Origin of the sequence: Telluria antibiotica (genome assembly GCF_011682055.1) — a bacterium.
Classification (GTDB): Bacteria; Pseudomonadota; Gammaproteobacteria; order Burkholderiales; family Burkholderiaceae_D; genus Telluria; species Telluria antibiotica.
This window is the reverse complement of the sequence record NZ_JAAQOM010000010.1, coordinates 199,427-216,398: the sequence shown is the minus strand read 5'-3', so window position 1 is coordinate 216,398 and position 16,972 is coordinate 199,427. Positions and strand designations below refer to the sequence as shown.

Here is a 16,972-nt window from a genome sequence, read left to right as displayed (position 1 = left end):
TCCCCTTGTGCGAACTGCGTTCAGTCGAGCGAGCGGGCCGGGCGCAGCGCGGGCGCCGCCCTGCCCTTCATCATGACGCCGTACACGAGCGCGGAGATCGCGATCCCCACGAACCACGCATATGTGTACACCGTCTTGAAGCCGGCGCCCACGTCCGGGAACGACGCGGGAAACGCGGCGTTCAGGAAGCCCGGGATGTTCGGCAGGACGCCGGCGACGAAGGCCACGATGGCGACCGGGTTCCAGCCATTTTTATAGCCGTAGATGCCGTCGTCCTTGTACAACTGGGTGACGTCGAGCTCCGTGCGGCGGATCAGGTAGTAATCGATGATCAGCACGCCCGCTATCGGCCCGAGCAGCGCCGAATAGCCGATCAGCCAGGTAAAAATATAGCCCTGCGTCGATTCCAGAATCTTCCACGGCATCATCACGAGCGCGATGCCCGCGGTGATGTAGCCGCCCGTGCGGTAGGAGATGAGGCGCGGCGCCAGCGCGGAAAAATCGTACGCGGGGCCGACCAGGTTCGCGGCCAGGTTGACGCTCACGGTGTCGACCAGCAGGACGATCAACGCGACCAGCACGGCGGAGCCGGTCATGCGGCTCGCGAGGTCGACGGGGTCCCACAGCGCCTTGCCGTACAGGACGACGGTGGCCGACGTGACGATCACGGCCAGCGCCGCGAGGAGGCCCATCGGCACGGGCAGGCCGACGGACTGGCCGAGGATCTGGTCGCGCTGCGTGCGCGCGAAGCGGGTGAAGTCGGGAATGTTCAGCGCGAGCGTGGCCCAGAAGCCGACCATCGCCGTCAGCGACGGCCAGAACGTGGGCCAGAACTGGCCGGCCTTCTTGCCGCCGTCGACGAATTGCGATGGCGCGTCCAGCAACGGGCCGAAGCCGCCGGCCTTGTCGTAGACCCAGCCCAGTAGCACGAAGCAGATCACGATTTTCAATGGCGCGGTGTACGTCTCCAGCTTGCGGATGGCGTCCATGCCGTGCACGATGAACCAGAACTGGATCGCCCAGAACACGATGAAGCACAGCAACTGGGCGCCGTTGATGCCGAGGCCGGCGAACTTCGCGCCGCCGATCTCGTGGCCGGCCAGCACGCCCAGCAACGTGTAGATCATGCTGCCGCCGAACCACGTCTGGATGCCGTACCAGCCGCAGGCGACGATGGCGCGCATCAGCGCCGGCAGCCGCGCCCCGCGCGTGCCGAACGCGGCGCGCGCGAGCACGGCGTACGGGATGCCGTACTTCGTCCCAGCGTGGCCGATCAGGAGCATCGGCAGCAGCACGATGGCGTTCGCGAGGAACACGGTGAACACGGCCTGGTACGCGGACATGCCGCCCTCGATCAGGCTGGCCGACAGCGTGTACGCGGGGATGCACATCACCATGCCGACCCACAGCGCGGCGAAGTGATACCAGCGCCACGTGCGCTGCGCGGCGCTCGTCGGCGCCAGGTCTTCGTTCCACAGGTCCTGATTTGTTGCGGGGTCGGTGCTCATCGGGAGGTCTCCATCGAGTTGGCGGTACAGACAGCACTTAGCAAGAGCGATGCCACCGTAGGGTGGGCACCCCGTGCCCACCAAATGCACGCGTTTCGGCAATGCGTGGTGGGCACAGGGTGCCCACCCTACGGCTACCGCCTTACGCCTCGTCCAATGTTACCTCCGCCCGCGGATTCCGTGGGTCCTGCGTCCAGTTCATGTACGGCTTGCCCGTCTGCTGCGGCACCATCGTGATGCAGCCCTCGACCGGACAGGTGATCTCGCACAGGTTGCACCCGACGCACTCCGGCTCGATCACCTCGTATTTGCGCGCATTGCCGTCGACCAGCCGCGCGATCGCCTGGTGCGACGTGTCCTCGCACGCGACGTGGCAGCGGCCGCACTGGATACACTTGTCCTGGTCGATGTGCGCGATGACCTGGTAATTCATGTCCAGGTATTTCCAGTCCGTCGTGTTCGGCACGGCCTTGCGCGAGAACGCGGCGATGTTGTCGTACCCCTTGCTGTCCATCCAGCGCGACAGGCCGTCCTTCATCTCCTCGACGATACGGAAGCCGTGCAGCATCGCGGCGGTGCACACTTGCACCGATCCGGCGCCCAGTGCGATGAACTCGGCCGCGTCGCGCCAGTTGCCAATGCCGCCGATGCCGGAGATCGGCAAGCCCTTCGTCATCGGATCGCGCGCGATCTCGGCCACCATGTTCAACGCGATCGGTTTCACCGCCGTGCCGCAATAGCCGCCGTGCGTGCTCGCGTTGCCGACGGCGGGGAACGCCACCATGCGGTCGAGGTCCAGGTGCGTGATCGAATTGATCGTGTTGATCAGGGAGACGGCATCCGCCCCGCCCGCGAGCGCCGCACGCGCGGGGGCGCGCACGTCCGTGATGTTGGGCGTGAGTTTCACGATCACCGGCAGCCGCGTGTACGTCTTGCACCAGCGCGTGACCTGCTCGATCAGGTCGGGCTGCTGCCCCACCGCGGCGCCCATGCCGCGCTCCGGCATGCCGTGCGGGCAGCCGAAATTCAGTTCGATCCCGTCCGCGCCCGTCGCCTCGACGAGCGGCAGGATCTCGCGCCACGGCGCTTCCTCGCACGGCAGCATCATCGACACGACCAGCGCGCGGTCGGGCCACGCCTTCTTGACCGCGGTGATCTCGCGCAGGTTGATTTCCAGGCTGCGGTCCGTGATCAGCTCGATGTTGTTGAAGCCGATGACTTCACGGTTCTTGCCATGCAGCGCGGAGTAGCGCGACGACACGTTGACGGCGGGCGGGTCTTCGCCGAGCGTCTTCCACACGACGCCGCCCCACCCGGCCTCGAACGCGCGCACGACGTTATAGGCCTTGTCGGTCGGCGGTGCGGACGCCAGCCAGAAAGGGTTCGGCGACTTGATGCCGCAAAAATCGATGCTCAGGTCGGCCATCATGCCTCCGTTTTGGAAAGGATGTCGTCATGGATCGCCAGCGCGGCCAGCTTGCCGTGCTGGACGGCCTGCACCGTCAGGTCCTGCCCCGGCGCCACGCAGTCGCCGCCCGCGTACACGCCCGGCAGCCTGGTGCGGAAGCGAGCGTCCACGTTGATCTTGTCGCCCGCGCGTTCCAGTTCGCGCGCAAGGGGGTCGGACAGCGCATCGTTGTCCATGTGCTGGCCGATCGCCTTGAATACGGCGTCGGCCGCGATGTCGACGAACGTGCCGGTGCCGGCGAGGCGGCCGTCTTCCAGCCGTGTCTCCTCGAAGCGCATGCCGCGCACGCGCCCCCCGTCGTCCAGCAGGACCTCATGCGGCGCTGCCCACGTGCGGATGCGCACGCCGTTCATTTTCGCGATCTCGATCTCGTGACCCGTCGCGCTCATCGCATCGACGCCGCGGCGGTACACGAGCGTCACCTCGTCCGCGCCGAGCCGGCCGATCTGCACGGCCATGTCGACCGCCGTATTGCCGGCACCGATCACGACGGCGCGCCGCGGCACCGGGAGCGCGGTGAGGTCTTGCGCCTGGCGCAGCGTGGCAATGTAGTCGACGGCGGCCATCAGGCCCGGCGCGTCCTCGCCCGTGAGGCCGAGGCGGCGGCTGGCGCCGAGGCCCAGGCCGAGGAACACGGCGTCGTAGCGCGTGTGCAGGTCCTGCAGGTGCAGGTTGCTGCCGAGGGTGCGGCCATGCTGGATCTCGATCCCGCCGATCGACAGGAGGAAGTCGACTTCCTGCCGGGCGAAGTCGCCGGGCAGCTTGTATTTCGCGATGCCGTATTCGTTGAGACCTCCGGCCTTGTCGCGTGCCTCGAACACGACGACGTCGTGACCCAGCATCGCCAGCCGGTGCGCGCACGACAGGCCGGCCGGACCGGCGCCCACGACCGCGATCGTCTTGCCCGTCGCCGGCGCGCGCTGGAACGGGTGGCTGGTGAAGTGCGCGTTGTCGATGGCGTGGCGCTGCAGCAGGCCGATCTTCACCGGCTGGCCCTCGGCATCGTGATTACGCACGCAAGCGTCCTCGCACAGGATCTCCGTCGGGCAGACGCGGGAGCACGCGCCGCCGAAGATGTTCTGCTTGAGGATGTTGACGGCCGCGCCCTCGACGTTACCGTCGTGGATGTTGCGGATGAAGCTCGCCACGTCGATGCCCGTCGGACACGCGCGGGTGCACGGCGCGTCGTAGCAGTACAGGCAGCGGGCGCTTTCGATGGCGGCCTGGCGCGCCGTCAGCGGCGGCGCGAGGTCCGTGAAGTGCTCGGACAACGCGTCGTGCGTGCCGGCCGCGTGCGGCAGGTGGTGGAGTGACTCGATCATTTGGCATCCCTTTTTATGTATGCGTCATGCCGGCGTTCGCGTGGGCACGGGGTGCCCACCCTACGTCCAAATCAACGGTTCGTGTCCGTTATTTCATCTGCGGAAACGCGAACTCCGCCCCGCTGCTTGCCGTGTTCGGCCACCGCTGCATGACGGCCTTGTGCCGCGTGTAAAAGCGCACGCCTTCCGGCCCGTACGCGTGGTGGTCGCCGAACAGGCTTTTCTTCCAGCCGCCGAAGCTGCTGAACGCCATCGGCACGGGCAGCGGCACGTTCACGCCGACCATGCCCACCTGCACCTGCCGCACGAATTCGCGCGCCACGCCGCCGTCGCGCGTGAACACGGCGACGCCGTTGCCGTACTCGTTGCGGTTGATGAGCTCCAGCGCGCTACCAACGTCCGGCTGGCGCACCACGCACAGCACGGGGCCGAAGATTTCTTCGCGGTAGATCGACATCGACGGCTGCACGTGGTCGAACAAGGTGCCGCCGACGAAGAAGCCGTTGTCGCGGCCGGGCACCTTGAAGCCGCGGCCGTCGACGACGAGCGTCGCGCCCTGCTCCACGCCTTCGCCGATCAGTTTTTCGATGCGCTGCTTGGCCGCCTGGGTGACGACCGGTCCCATCTCGGCGCCGTCCGTCATGCCATCCGCGATCTTCAAGGCGCGCGTGCGTTCGGCCAGCCGCGCGACGAGCGCATCGCCCGCGTCGCCGACGGCGACGGCCACCGAGATCGCCATGCAGCGCTCGCCGGCCGAACCGTACGCGGCGCCGATCAGCGCGTCGACGGCCATGTCCATGTCGGCGTCCGGCATCACGACCATGTGGTTCTTCGCGCCGCCCAGCGCCTGCACGCGCTTGCCGGCTGCGGAGCCGCGCGCATAGATGTATTCGGCGATCGGCGTCGAGCCGACGAAGCTGACGGCCTGGATGTCCGGATGGTCGAGCAGCGCGTCGACGGCCGTTTTGTCACCCTGCACGACGTTGAACACGCCGTCCGGCAGGCCCGCTTCCTTGAGCAGCTTTGCATGCAGCAGCGACGCAGACGGATCGCGCTCGGATGGTTTCAGCACGAACGTGTTGCCGCACGCGATGGCGACGGGGAACATCCACATCGGCACCATCACGGGGAAGTTGAATGGCGTGATGCCGGCGACGACGCCCAGCGGCTGGCGCATCGACCACGCGTCGATGCCGCGCGCGATCTGGTCCGTGAACTCGCCCTTCAGCAGCTGCGGGATGCCGACGGCGAACTCGACGACTTCGATCCCGCGTGCGACTTCGCCTTTCGCATCGGCGAACGTCTTGCCGTGCTCGCGCACGACCATCGCCGCGAATTCGTCCACGTGGCGCTGACACAGCTGCAGGTAGGTGAACAGCACGCGGGCGCGCGCCAGCGGTGGCGTTGCGGCCCAGGCGGGGAACGCCGCGCTCGCGGCGGCGACGGCCGCGTCGACGTCGTCACCGCTCGCAAGCAGAACGCGCGCGCAGGGCTCGCCCAATGCCGGGTTGTAGACGTCGGCGTGGCGTCCGCCGGTGCCGCCGTGCGCGCTGCCGTTGATGAAATGGTGGATCGTTTCCATGGTCGCTTTCAGTCGAGGTTCTTGAGGACGGTGGCCAGTTTGCCGAACAATTCGTCGATGTGCTTCTTCTCCAGCACGAGCGGCGGCGACAAGGCGATGATGTCGCCCGTCGTGCGGATCAGGATGCCGTCGGCGAAGGCCTGCTTGAACGCGGCGAACGCGCGCGCGCCCACCTTGCCGGGGATGCTCGCCAGTTCGATGCCGGCGACGAGGCCGATGGTGCGGATGTCGATCACGTGCGGCAGGCCGCGCAGGCTGTGCACGGCGTCTTCCCAGTACGGCTGGATCTCGCGCGCGTGGTCGAGGATGCCCTGCTCCTGGAACACCTCGAGCGTGGCGAGCGACGCGGCGCACGCGAGCGGATGGCCGGAATACGTGTAACCGTGGAACAGCTCGATGCCGGCCGGCGCGTCCATGAACGCGTCGTGGATGAATTTTTTCGAGAACACGGCGCCCATCGGCACGGTGCCGTTCGTGAGGCCTTTCGCCGTCGTCATCATGTCGGGTTCGACGTCGAAGTAGTCGACGGCGAACGGCGTCGTCAGGCGGCCGAAGCCCGTGATCACTTCGTCGAAAATCAACAGGATGCCATGCTTCGTGCACAGCTCGCGCAGGCGCTTCAGATAGCCTTTCGGCGGGATCAGCACGCCCGTCGATCCGGCCACGGGTTCGACGATGACGGCGGCGATCGTCGACGGGTCGTGCAGCGCGACGATGCGTTCCAGTTCGTCCGCCAGCTCGGCGCCGTGCTCCGGCTCGCCCCGCGAGTACGCGTTCTTCGCCAGGTTGTGCGTGTGCGGCAGGTGGTCGACGCCCGGCAGCAGCGGGCCGAACGCCTTGCGGTTCGGGCCGATGCCGCCGACGGACAGCCCGCCGAAGCCGACGCCGTGGTAGCCGCGCTCGCGCCCGATCAGCCGCGTGCGGCCCGCGTCGCCGCGCGCCTTGTGGTAAGCGAGCGCCATCTTGAGCGCGGTATCCACGCTTTCCGAGCCGGAGTTCGTGTAGAACACGTGGCCGAATTTATGGTTCGTGTAGTCCATCAGGCGTTCGGCCAGGTCGAACGCGGCCGGGTGGCCCATCTGGAACGTGGGTGCGAAGTCGAGCTGGCCGACCATCTCGCGCACGGCCGCGACGATCTTCGGCTGCGCATGGCCGCACGGGACGCACCACAGGCCCGCGGTGCCGTCCAGCACGGCGTTGCCGTCGACGTCCTTGTAATACATCCCTTCGGCCGAGACGAGCAGGCGCGGATGCGCCTTGAAGTCGCGGTTGTTCGTGAATGGCATCCAGAAGGACGACATCGATTCGGGTCTAGACTCGTTCATGCGACTCCCCTTTTGAATTCAATCGCCGGCGGTACGCTGGCGTTCGCGTGGGCACAGGGTGCCCACCCTACGACAAGCTCATCCGTAGGGTGGGCTCCCCGAGCCCACGCGGATACATGCAAAATTTACCAACTGGCAAAAACAATGATGCAATAATAGACAGCAGGACAACAGTGGCACATATACACAATCTGCAAAAACGCCCAACCGTACTGGTAGCATAGCCTGTACAGTTGCCGGCGTCGCGCCGATGGAATCGCAATGGAGACAATGGAGAAGAACGACAGTGGCGCATGGCCCGTGCTGGCCATCGACCGCCAGCGCCGCGGCAGCCTGGTCGACCAGATCGTCGCGGCCATCGCCGAGATGGTCAATCGGCGCACCCTGCCGGCCGGGACCAAGATGCCGTCCGTTCGACAATTCGCAAAAGTGAACGGCGTGTCCACGTTCACGGTCGTCGAATCGTACGACCGCCTGCTGCACCTGGGCCTGTTGTCGTCGCGGCGCGGGTCGGGCTTCTTCGTCGCGCGCGGCGAGGCGCCCGCGCAACCGGCCGCCCTGCCCGTCTCCGCCAACGTCGTCGACACGCTCACGCCCGACCTGTATTCCGGCCAGTCGGACGCGCTGCCCGTCGGCGCCGGCTGGCTGCCGCCCGAGTGGTATGGCGAATCGACGATCCTCGACGCCGTGCGCCACGCGATGAAGATCCCCGCGGGCCGCCTGCGCGGCTACGGCCATCCGCTCGGCTTTCCCAGCCTGCGCCAGCATCTGGCCTCCACGCTGTCGGCCGACCTGTGCGCCGTGGAGCCCGAGCAGATCCTGCTCACGCACGGCGCCACGCACGCATTCGACCTCGTGCTGCGCACACTGACGCGGCCGGGCGACGTCGTGTTCGTCGAAGACCCCGGCTACAGCAACCTGCTTGCGCTCGTGCGGCACCATGGCTGCATCCCCGTCGGCATTCCGCGCGGCGCGCACGGCCTCGACATGGACGTGCTCGCGCGCGAGGCGCAGGCGCGCCAGCCGAAGCTCATGTTCGTCAACACGGTGCTGCAGAATCCCCTCGGCACGTCGCTGTCGCAGGCGCAGGCGCACCGGCTGCTGGCCCTGTCCGAGCAATTCGATTTCTGGCTCGTCGAAGACGACATCTACCGCGAACTGGCCGCGCGCGGCGACTCGTCGCTGGCCGCGATGGACGGGCTGCGCCGCGTGATCCGCATCGGCAGCTTTTCCAAGACCCTGTCGCCCGTGCTGCGCGTGGGCTCCATCTGCGCGTCCGGTTCCCTGATGCCGGAACTCGTGCGCGTCAAAATGCTGACGGGCCTGACGACGTCGGAAGTGAACGAGCGCGCCGTGTACGATGCCATCAGCAGCCGCGCCTACCGCAAGCAGGTCGAGCGCCTCGTGCTGCAGCTGGACGGCGCGCGCGAACTGGCGCTCGAACGCCTGGGCGACGCCGGCCTCGCGCCGCTCGCGCGGCCGCGCGGCGGCATGTTCGTCAGCGCCGGCTGGCCGGAGCCGGGCCGCAACGGCCGCGCCATCGCCGAGCGCGCGCTGCGGGCCGGCATCCTGCTGGCGCCGGGCGAATTCTTTGCGCTGCAGCCGCCCGCGACCGCGTGGTTCCGCTTCAACGTCGCCTATGCCTACGAGCCCGCGCTGCTCGACTTCCTGCGTTCGATCCAAGGAGATATGCCATGACCACCGCCACCGTCAAGCGCCGCGCCGTCAACCGCGACAAGGTCGAAGCCGCGATCCTGGGCGAAGCCGTGCGGCAGTTCGCCGAATGCGGCTACGAAGGCACGTCGATCGCCACGGTCGCCGAGCGCGCGGGCCTGTCGAAGCAGAACCTGATGTACTACTTCCCGACCAAGCAGGCCTTGTACGAACGGGTGCTCGACAACGTGCTGGACGACTGGCTCGCGCGCATGGCGAGCCTGTCCGACCCGACGCAGGAGCCGGGCGACGTCCTGCGCGGCTACGTGCGCGCGAAGCTGCAGTTCTCGCGCGAGCAGCCGCTCGCGTCGCGCGTGTACGCGATGGAAGTGATCGGCGGCGCCAAGCTGTACGCCGACCAGATCCGGCGCCGCGTGATCCCGCTGCTGCGCGCCGACATCGCCGTGTTCGAGCGCTGGATCGCGGACGGCAAGATCGCACCCGTCAACGCCACCCACCTGCTGTTCGCCGTCTGGGCCATGACGCAGTCGTACGCCGACTTCGCCGCCCAGATGACGCTCGTGCTCGACCGCGAGCAGCTGCTGCCATCCGATTTCGACGACGCCGAGCGCCTGATCACGGGCATGGTGCTCGCCGCCGTCGGCCTGAAGGAGACCCCATGCCAGTCCTGAGCCCCATCGAATTGTTCACGCCGCGCCTGAAGCTGCGCTGGATGGATGAACGCGACGTCGATGCCCACTACGCCGTGTTCTCCGATCCGGAGGTGACGCGCTACTGGAGCAGCGGTCCGTGGACGTCGCTCGACCAGGCGCGCGAGCACATCGCCGCCGCGCAGGCCGCGTACGCGGACGGCAGCGGCATGCGCCTGGGGATGGAATTGATCGAAACGGGAGAACTGATCGGCAGCGTGAGCCTGCACCGCTTCGTCGACGCGAGCCGGCGCTGCGAGGTGGGCTACGCGCTGGCGCGCGCCCACTGGGGTGGCCGCTACGTCAGCGAAGCGCTGCGCGCCCTGTTGAACTACGGGTTCACCACGCTCGACCTGAACCGCATCGAGGCCGACGTCGACCCGCGCAACGGGGCGTCGGCGCGGGTGCTGGAAAAGCTCGGGTTTCAACAAGAGGGCTTCATGCCCGAGCGCTGGATCGTGCAGGGCGAGCCGGCCGATACGGTCTATTACGGCCTGCTGCGCCGGCACTGGAACGGCTAGACGACGATCACCAGTCGTGGTCCGTCCGCTGCCACGCCGGCAGTGCCTGGATGCGCTCGAACCAGGCCAGCAGGTGCGGATAGTCGGCCAGCGGCAGTCGCGCCTTCTCCTTGTACATGAGCGGCGCGACGACCGCGTAGTCGGCCAGAGAAACGGCATCCCCGACGAGCCACCGGCGCGTGGCCAGGTGCTTGTCCAGCACGCGGGCCGCCTCCGCCAGGTCGGCCTCGCCGCGCGCCACTTCTTTCGGGTCCGCGTCCTGGCCCGTGACGTATTTCTTCCAGAGGTGTTCCCACGTGAGCACGCCGATGGCCGGCGCGAAATGCTGGCATGCCCAGAACATCCAGCGGCTCACGTCCGCGCGCGCCCGGCGCTCCTGCGGCCACACGGTCTGGCCCGGCGTGCCGTCGGCCAGGTATTGCATGATCGCGCACGATTCCCACAACACGAAATCACCGTCGATGAGCACGGGCAGCTTGCCGTTGTCGTTGATCTCCCCGAGGCGGCGGCGGTCGTCCTGGCTGGCCAGGTCGATCTTGACGAGGTCGAAGTCGACGCCGAGGTGGTCGGCCGCCAGCAGGACGCGGCGGGTATTGGACGAGTACGGATTGTAGTAGAGCTGCATGTGTCGTCTCCTGGCTGGTTGGCAGATGAAACCATGTTAAGCCCGGATACTGACAAATCCTGTCAGGAGTGTCAGGAGTACTCTGGGATGTCGTACGCCTGGCGCCACTGCCGCAGCAACTGGTGGCGCGGTGCCGGATAGCGTTCCGTGCTCGCCTCGGCACTGACGATGCGGTCCATGCGGAAGTGGCGGATCGCGTCGCGCAACTCGCACCAGGCGGCCATCACGCGCTTGCCCTCGAAGAAGGCGAGCGCGAACGGCCACACGACGCGTTCCGTCGGCGTCTCGCGCTCGTCGCGGTAGGCGATGCGCAGCTTGCACTGGCGCCGGATCGCCTCGCGCGTGGGCTGGATGTAGGCCTCGACCGGCACTGCGGCGGGAAACGCCGGCACCCACAGGCTCGTCTCGGCCATGTGGTCGCGCAGGTCGCGCGGCGTCGCGGTCGCGATCTTGGCCAGCGTGCGGTCGGCGGCGTCGGACAGCGCCGGATCGCCCTGCTGGCGCACCCAGCGCGCGCCCAGCACGAGGGCTTCCAGCTCGTCCGCGTCGAACATCAGCGGCGGCAGGAAGAACCCCGTGCGCAGCACGTAGCCGACGCCCGCCGAGCCGTCGACGGGGGCGCCCAGCTGGGCGAGCGTCTGGATGTCGCGGTAGATGGTGCGCTCGGACACGCCGAGGCGTTCGGCCAGCGTGGCGGCCGTCACGGGGCGGCGATGGCCGCGCAGGGCATCCATCAACTGGAACAGGCGTCCGGTGCGGCTCATGGCGTCGGATGTCTCGGCAGGAAGTGGAAAAGTTTCACGGACGACATCATAGTACGACGGACCGGCCCCGTCCATCCGGCCGCACGACCAGTCATCCCGCATTTCCGGCAGTTCGTCGGCATGCCATAGCCACCTTGCTGAGACGGATGTAGAGTGACTCCATCGCAACACCTCATCGCAACACGTTACCGCAAGGAGTCATCATGACCAGGACCCATTCCCGCAGCTTCGGCGCCACGCTGGACGACCTCGCCCGCGACATCGTCGACGCCTGCCGCCGCGCCGCGCGCGCCATCGCCGCGATGCCGTGGCCCGCCATGCTGGCCTGCTGCATCGCCCTCGCCTTCGTGATCAGCATCCTGCCGCTCGCGCTGTGCCTGTTCGTGCTGTTCATGGGCCTCAAAGTCATCGCGGGCGCGTTCATCGTCGACCGCCGCCGCGCGCATCGGGAAGGCTTGGACGACCCCTACGGCAAGCAATAAGCGGGAGGACGCCATGCGCGCCAGCGACATCAACCAGGTGCTCGACTTCGTTCGCGACGCCTTCAACGAAGCCAGCAAGGTATGGTGGCGCTTCTTCGACTGGCTCGCCGTCGTCGGATGGCGCCAGCTGTTCCTCACCTGGTTCTTCGTCCTCGTCTTCTTCGCCATCGTGCACACGCCCGAGCCGGCGCTGTGGTACATCTTCATCTCGTTCGCCGTGAAAGTGCTGGCCGGCGGCAAGCGCCGCGCCGAGCTGATGGCGCGCGAAGCGACGACGCAGGCCAACGTGGCCACTTTGGAACGCCGCCTGATGGAGGCGCAGATGGCGGCGCTGCAGGCCCAGGTCGAGCCGCACTTCCTGTTCAACACGCTGGCGCTGATCGGCCAGCTGATCGAGACCGACCCGCCGGAAGCGGCGCGCGTGCACGCCCACCTGATCGACTACCTGCGCTCCACCTTGCCGCAGATGCGCCAGCGCGGCGGCGCCACGCTCGGCAAGCAGGTCGAGCTGTCGCGCGCCTACCTGGCCATCATGCAAGCGCGGATGAAGGAGCGCCTGCACGTGCGCTTCGACGTGCCCGACTTCCTCGGCAGCGCCCCGTTCCCGCCGATGATGCTGCAGACCCTGATCGAGAACGCCATCAAGCACGGCCTGGAACCGAAGATCGAAGGCGGTACCGTCGCCGTGCGCGCCCACGTCGTCGATGCGGACCTGCACGTGGAAGTGTGCGACGATGGCGTCGGCATCGACCCGCACGCGGACGACGGCGTGGGCCTCGCCAACATCCGCGAGCGCCTCGCGCTGCTGTACGGCGCGAGCGCCTCGCTGGACATCAGCACGCCGCCGGGCGGCGGCGCCTGCGCCACGATCCGGCTGCCTTACAAAATGATGGAGGACGCGTGAACCCGGTTACTGCCCTGATCGCCGACGACGAAGCCCCGATGCGCGACCTGCTGCGCGCGCGCCTCGAGCAGGCGTGGCCGGACCTGCAGATCGTGGCCGAGGCCGCGAACGGCGTGGAAGCCGTCGAGCTGGGCGAGAAGCTGCGGCCCGACATCGCCTTCCTCGACATCCGCATGCCGGGCCTGTCCGGCATCGAGGCGGCCCGGCGGCTGTACGAGCGCTCGCACATCGTGTTCGCGACCGCCTACGACCAGTACGCGCTGGACGCGTTCGAACAGGGCGCGCTCGACTATCTGCTGAAGCCCGTGTCGGCGGAACGCCTCGCGACCACGTGCGCCCGGCTGCAGGCGCGCCTGCGCACGCGCGCGCAAGGTGCGGCCGCCGCCCCGCAGGACATCGGCCAGCAACTGGCGAAGCTGACGACCTTGCTGGAAAACCGCGGCAAGCCGGAGAAGCCGGCGTACCTGCGCTGGATCCAGGCCCAGGTGGGCGCCAGCCTGCGCATGGTGAGCACGCGCGAGATCCTGTTCTTCCAGTCGGACGAAAAATACACGCGCGTGCAGACCGTCGGCGCGGAATTCCTGATCCGCAAGACGCTGAAGGAATTGCTGGACGAGCTCGACCCGGACGAGTTCTGGCGCATCCACCGCTCGACGCTCGTGCGCGTGGACGCCGTCGCCGAGGTCAAGCGCGACTTGCGCGGGCGCCAGATGTTGAAGATGCGCGGCTGGCCGGGCGAGCTTGAAGTGAGCCGCAATCACAGCTATCTTTTCCAGCAGATGTGAATCCCGAAAGGAGCCCGCCATGCCCTCGATCGCCATCCCCTGCCTGCGCTACCGCGACACCCCGGCCGCCATCGACTGGCTGTGCGAAGTCTTCGGCTTTGCCTGCCAGGTCGCCGTGCCCGGCATCGACGGCGCCATCGCCCACGCGCAACTCACGTTGGGCGACGGCATGATCATGCTCGGGTCCGTCAGCACCGAGGGAGAGTACGGCAAGGTGCTCGTGCAGCCGGACGAGATCCGTGGCCGCCAGACGCAGACCGTCTACCTGCAAGTGAACGACGCCGACCGTGTGTGCGAGCGCGCTCGCAACGCCGGCGCCGTCATCCTGCAGGAACCGGCCGACACGGAATTCGGCAGCCGCGGCTTCATGTGCCGCGACCTCGAAGGGCATGTGTGGAACGTCGGCACGTACGATCCGTGGAAGCCCGACGATTTGTTCTTGCCGAACAGGTAGGCGGCGTTACGCGTGGGCTCAGGGAGCCCACCCTACTTGAACCCACGTAGGGTGGGCACCCCGTGCCCACGCGGACGTACGCGATCCGTTAGCGTGACGATGTCAGTTCAATGACGTGTCATCCCGTTGACGTTACGATGTGGTAGGGTGGGCTCCCTGAGCCCACGCGAACGTACGCGGTCCGTTGGCGTTACGCCGTCGGTCAGCTGAACAGGCCCTCGTCCGAACCATCGCCGTCGAAGAAACCCTGGCCGCTATCGAGGTTGTCGGTGTCGACGCCGCTGTCGAACAAGCCCTCCGACGACGCGCCATTGTCCAGTACGCGGTCGACGTCCCCCAGGCCCGCCTGCTCCGCCAGCGAGCTGCCGGACTGGTCGTTGAACAGGTTGTTCGCGGGATCGTCGCTGTTCAGCAGGCGGTTCCCGCCGCTGTGGTGGCCGAACATGTTTTCCAGGCCCTGGAACAGGAAACCGCCGGCCGCCACGCCGGCCGCCGTCGCGGCGATGGAGCCCAGCGTGCTGCCGAGGCCTCCGCGCAGGAAGCCCGACGACGGCGCGCTCTGGTATTGCGGCTGATACTGCGGTTGCGCTTGCGGCTGCGATTGATACGGTTGCTGGACGTCACGCTGGTAAGACTGCGCCGGCTGCGACCGGCCACTATTGCCCCAGGTATTGGCGTCGAGGAATTGTCCGCCGCCTTGCTGGCCGGCATGTTGCTGGTCGAGCTGGCTTTCCAGGCCGGCGATGCGCTGCTTCGCATTCTTCAGCGCCTGGTCGAGCAGCAACGCGCGTTGCACGAGCAGGTAGGCAGCGTCGGGCTGCTGGGCCACCGCGCGCTGGATCAGGGCATCCGCCTCGGGATCCTTCTGGATGCCATGGGCCTGGACCAGCTGGTTCAGGAAGTCGTTCAACATCTGCGAATCTTGCGGGCTCATGACGTCTGCTCCTTTGAATGGATGGATAGCCCCCATGTTGTGGGGCCGTCCCTGAATTCAAGTTTGACACCATCCCGGCCCGCCTGCCTTAAACGGCGCTGAACCGTGCGCCGTGCGGCGTGGACTTACTGCTTGAGGTCCCAGCCGCCGAACGCGTTCGGCAGTTGCGCGGCAGCCGTCGTTTCCATCACGTCGCCCTTCAGATTCGCGAGCACGACGGGCAACTCGTTGCCGCCCAGTTCCAGGATCACCTGGCGGCAGGCGCCGCACGGGGCGATGGGGCCATCCGTGTCGCCGATCACGGCGAGCGCCGCGAAGTCGCCCGGCGTGTAGCCGTGGGCGATGGCGGAAAAGAATGCCGTCCGCTCGGCGCAGTTGCACAGGCCGTAGGACGCATTCTCGACGTTACAGCCGCGGAACACGCGGCCGTCCTTCGTTTCCAGCGCGGCGCCCACCTTGAAGCGCGAATACGGCGTGTACGCGACGTCGCGCGCGGCGCGCGCTTCTTCGATCAGTTTTGCGTATTTCATGCTCGACTCTTACGGACGGATGGTCTTGTAGATCATCGGCTGCGCGGCCGGCTGTTCGGCCGCGATGCGGTACGCCGCCTGCACTTCGCGCACGGCGCGCTCGGCCGCGTCCTGCGTGCGCGCGTGCACGAGCGCGAGCGGCTGGCCCGCTTCGATCTTCGTGCCCAGCTCGACGAGGTCCGTCAGGCCGACGGCGAAGTCGATCGGGTCTTGCGGACGGATGCGTCCGCCGCCCAGGCCGACGACGGCCAGGCCCAGGCCGCGGCAATCCGTCGCGTACGCATAGCCGGCATCCAGCGCCGGCACCGGCACGACGATCGGCGCTTTCGCGAGGTGGGCATCGGGATTCTCCATCAGGTCGGCCGGGCCGCCCAATGCCGTGACCATGCGCGCGAAGCGCTCGGCCGCCTCGCCCGAATCCAGCGCGTGCTGCAGCTTCGCGTGCGCTTCGTCGCTGGTCGCGGCGAGGCCGGAGATGACGAGCATCTCGGCGCACAGGGCCATCGTCACCTCGTGCAGGCGGGCCGGACGCGCCGCGCCGGTGAGGTAGTCGATCGCGACGCGCACCTCGACGGCATTGCCTGCCGCCGGGCACAGCGACTCGTTCATGCCCGTCAGGATCGCGGACGTGCGCGTGCCCGCGCCATTGCCCACGTGGACGATGGACTCGGCCAGCTCGACCGATTTGTCATACGTCGGCATGAACGCGCCGCTGCCGACCTTAACGTCCATGACGAGGGCATCGAGGCCCGCCGCCAGCTTCTTCGACAGGATCGAGCCCGTGATCATGGCGACGGATTCGACGGTCGCCGTCGTGTCGCGGATGCTGTAGAAACGCTTGTCGGCCGGCGCCAGTTGCGCGGTCTGGCCGATGATGGCGACGCCCACGTCCTTGACGATCTTGCGGAACAGGTCGGGGTCCGGCACCGTGCAATAGCCGGGGATCGAGTCGAATTTGTCGAGTGTGCCGCCCGTGTGGCCGAGGCCGCGGCCGGAAATCATCGGCACGTAGCCGCCGCACGCGGCGATCATCGGGCCGAGCATCAGCGAGACGACGTCGCCGACGCCGCCCGTCGAATGCTTGTCGACGACGGGGCCCGGCAGGTTCAGCGATTTCCATTCCATCACCTGGCCGGAATCGCGCATCGCGAGCGTGAAGGCGACGCGCTCGTCCATCGTCATGTCGTTGAAGTAGACGGCCATCGCGAGCGCGGCGATCTGGCCTTCCGTGACGCTGCCATCGGGGATGCCGCGCACGAAGAAACGGATCTCTTCGGCGGTCAGGGTGCCGCCGTCGCGTTTTTTGCGGACGATTTCTTGGGGGAGGAACATAACGTTCTCGCTTTAAACAATCGGTTCATAAAGCCGTAGGGTGGGCATTTGAGGCCGGGGGCCTCAAATGAAA

At 67.5% G+C, this 16,972-nt stretch carries 17 protein-coding genes; 7 read left to right on the top strand and 10 right to left on the bottom strand.

Translation table 11 applies throughout. The annotated features are described in order from the left end of the window. Positions 1-20 precede the first annotated feature (20 nt). From HAV22_RS17710 to aptA, 5 genes are all read right to left on the bottom strand, one after another. Entirely contained in the window at positions 21-1,508 is a 1,488-nt protein-coding gene (locus HAV22_RS17710) for an NCS1 family nucleobase:cation symporter-1 (RefSeq protein ID WP_166860810.1), read from the bottom strand. A gap of 142 nt (positions 1,509-1,650) precedes the next feature. Continuing rightward, complete coding sequence (gene preA / locus HAV22_RS17705; protein ID WP_166860808.1) at positions 1,651-2,934, bottom strand: NAD-dependent dihydropyrimidine dehydrogenase subunit PreA; 1,284 nt, start codon at positions 2,932-2,934, stop codon at positions 1,651-1,653. After that, positions 2,934-4,298 (bottom strand): NAD(P)-dependent oxidoreductase, encoded by a 1,365-nt coding sequence (locus tag HAV22_RS17700; protein WP_166860807.1) that lies wholly within the window; start codon positions 4,296-4,298, stop codon positions 2,934-2,936. The genes preA and HAV22_RS17700 overlap by 1 nt, the downstream gene beginning before the upstream one ends. Positions 4,299-4,386: 88 nt before the next feature. Next, the gene (locus HAV22_RS17695; protein ID WP_166860805.1) at positions 4,387-5,880 is read right to left on the bottom strand and encodes a CoA-acylating methylmalonate-semialdehyde dehydrogenase; all 1,494 of its coding nucleotides are present in this window, start codon (positions 5,878-5,880) and stop codon (positions 4,387-4,389) included. A gap of 8 nt (positions 5,881-5,888) precedes the next feature. Then, entirely contained in the window at positions 5,889-7,205 is a 1,317-nt protein-coding gene (aptA, locus tag HAV22_RS17690; protein ID WP_166860803.1) for an omega-aminotransferase AptA, read from the bottom strand. 270 nt (positions 7,206-7,475) lie between these two features. Here aptA and HAV22_RS17685 point away from each other — a divergent pair, with 270 nt between their 5' ends. Genes HAV22_RS17685 through HAV22_RS17675 form a run of 3 tightly spaced genes read left to right on the top strand, consistent with a single transcriptional unit; the run spans position 7,476 to position 10,089 of the window. Next, the gene (locus HAV22_RS17685) at positions 7,476-8,903 is read left to right on the top strand and encodes an aminotransferase-like domain-containing protein (protein ID WP_166860801.1); all 1,428 of its coding nucleotides are present in this window, start codon (positions 7,476-7,478) and stop codon (positions 8,901-8,903) included. Further along, complete coding sequence (locus tag HAV22_RS17680) at positions 8,900-9,550, top strand: TetR/AcrR family transcriptional regulator (RefSeq protein ID WP_166860799.1); 651 nt, start codon at positions 8,900-8,902, stop codon at positions 9,548-9,550. The genes HAV22_RS17685 and HAV22_RS17680 overlap by 4 nt, the downstream gene beginning before the upstream one ends. Beyond that, positions 9,538-10,089 carry a GNAT family N-acetyltransferase gene (locus HAV22_RS17675; RefSeq protein WP_166860797.1) on the top strand — a complete coding sequence of 184 codons (552 nt, stop codon included), beginning with the start codon at positions 9,538-9,540 and terminating at the stop codon, positions 10,087-10,089. The genes HAV22_RS17680 and HAV22_RS17675 overlap by 13 nt, the downstream gene beginning before the upstream one ends. Positions 10,090-10,096: 7 nt before the next feature. On the opposite strand, the gene HAV22_RS17670 is transcribed toward HAV22_RS17675, so the two are convergent. Next, a complete protein-coding gene (locus tag HAV22_RS17670) occupies positions 10,097-10,714 on the bottom strand; it encodes a glutathione S-transferase family protein (protein WP_166860795.1) in 618 nt (205 codons plus the stop codon). A gap of 71 nt (positions 10,715-10,785) precedes the next feature. Further along, positions 10,786-11,478: a helix-turn-helix transcriptional regulator gene (locus tag HAV22_RS17665; RefSeq protein WP_166860793.1), complete on the bottom strand. Its 693-nt coding sequence runs from the start codon at positions 11,476-11,478 to the stop codon at positions 10,786-10,788. 203 nt (positions 11,479-11,681) lie between these two features. Here HAV22_RS17665 and HAV22_RS30870 point away from each other — a divergent pair, with 203 nt between their 5' ends. Genes HAV22_RS30870 through HAV22_RS17645 form a run of 4 tightly spaced genes read left to right on the top strand, consistent with a single transcriptional unit; the run spans position 11,682 to position 14,103 of the window. Further along, complete coding sequence (locus HAV22_RS30870; RefSeq protein ID WP_208296243.1) at positions 11,682-11,960, top strand: hypothetical protein; 279 nt, start codon at positions 11,682-11,684, stop codon at positions 11,958-11,960. Between the two features lie 13 nt (positions 11,961-11,973). Then, on the top strand, positions 11,974-12,864 hold the full coding sequence (locus tag HAV22_RS17655; protein WP_166860791.1) for a sensor histidine kinase: 891 nt from the start codon (positions 11,974-11,976) through the stop codon (positions 12,862-12,864). Further along, complete coding sequence (locus HAV22_RS17650) at positions 12,861-13,649, top strand: LytR/AlgR family response regulator transcription factor (RefSeq protein ID WP_166860789.1); 789 nt, start codon at positions 12,861-12,863, stop codon at positions 13,647-13,649. Before HAV22_RS17655 ends, HAV22_RS17650 begins: the two co-directional genes overlap by 4 nt. Before the next feature lie 19 nt (positions 13,650-13,668). Next, positions 13,669-14,103 carry a VOC family protein gene (locus HAV22_RS17645; protein ID WP_166860787.1) on the top strand — a complete coding sequence of 145 codons (435 nt, stop codon included), beginning with the start codon at positions 13,669-13,671 and terminating at the stop codon, positions 14,101-14,103. Between the two features lie 202 nt (positions 14,104-14,305). Here the strand turns inward: HAV22_RS17645 and HAV22_RS17640 are convergent, their stop codons facing one another. From HAV22_RS17640 to deoA, 3 genes are all read right to left on the bottom strand, one after another. After that, on the bottom strand, positions 14,306-15,037 hold the full coding sequence (locus HAV22_RS17640) for a DUF2076 domain-containing protein (RefSeq protein ID WP_166860785.1): 732 nt from the start codon (positions 15,035-15,037) through the stop codon (positions 14,306-14,308). Positions 15,038-15,162: 125 nt separating this feature from the next. Further along, positions 15,163-15,567, bottom strand: a complete 405-nt coding sequence (locus HAV22_RS17635; RefSeq protein WP_166860783.1) for a cytidine deaminase — start codon at positions 15,565-15,567, stop codon at positions 15,163-15,165. Between the two features lie 9 nt (positions 15,568-15,576). Continuing rightward, a complete protein-coding gene (gene deoA / locus HAV22_RS17630) occupies positions 15,577-16,899 on the bottom strand; it encodes a thymidine phosphorylase (RefSeq protein WP_166860781.1) in 1,323 nt (440 codons plus the stop codon). Positions 16,900-16,972: the final 73 nt, after the last annotated feature.